This window comes from Fulvivirga aurantia, assembly GCF_009711475.1.
Classification (GTDB): domain Bacteria; phylum Bacteroidota; class Bacteroidia; order Cytophagales; family Cyclobacteriaceae; genus Fulvivirga; species Fulvivirga aurantia.
The window spans coordinates 1-499 of sequence record NZ_SMMD01000274.1 but is presented as its reverse complement, the minus strand read 5'-3'; the positions used below and the strand labels follow the sequence as shown (position 1 = coordinate 499).

Below are 499 nucleotides of genomic sequence, written 5' to 3'. Positions count from 1 at the left end.
AGACCCATACATGCTATTTTTGGTTTTTTTCCTTCTTTTAATTCGAATTCCAAAGCTGTATTTTTAATCTTTTCAATGACCCAATCAGTTTTATAGTTATTGATTTCCCGAGACATTCTTATCATTTTTGCCTCTTCCGGGAACTTTGAAACTATAAACCATGGGTCTACAGCAATGCAGTGGCCTCCTACACCGGTGCCTGGTTGGAGTATATTAACTCTTGGGTGTTTATTAGCTAGTTTGATAAGTTCCCAAACATCAATATCAGCTTTATCGCATATTATCGACAACTCATTTGCAAATGCGATGCTTGCATCACGTGAGGAATTTTCTACAAGCTTACACATTTCTGCAGTTCTTGCATTGGTTTTGTGAAGCTGTCCATCTACAAATAGAGAGTAAAATTCGCAGGCCTTTCTTGTAGAATTATCATCAATGCCACCTATTACTCTGTCATTATTCTTTAATTCATAAATAACATTACCTGGCAAAACTCTTT

The 499-nt window shown here is 36.1% G+C and carries 1 protein-coding gene; it reads right to left on the bottom strand.

Annotated elements, in window-relative coordinates; all coding sequences use genetic code 11:
* The coding region (locus E1176_RS01085) for a nucleotide sugar dehydrogenase (RefSeq protein ID WP_484494453.1) at positions 1-491 on the bottom strand (491 nt) is incomplete at its 3' end.
* Positions 492-499 lie beyond the last annotated feature (8 nt).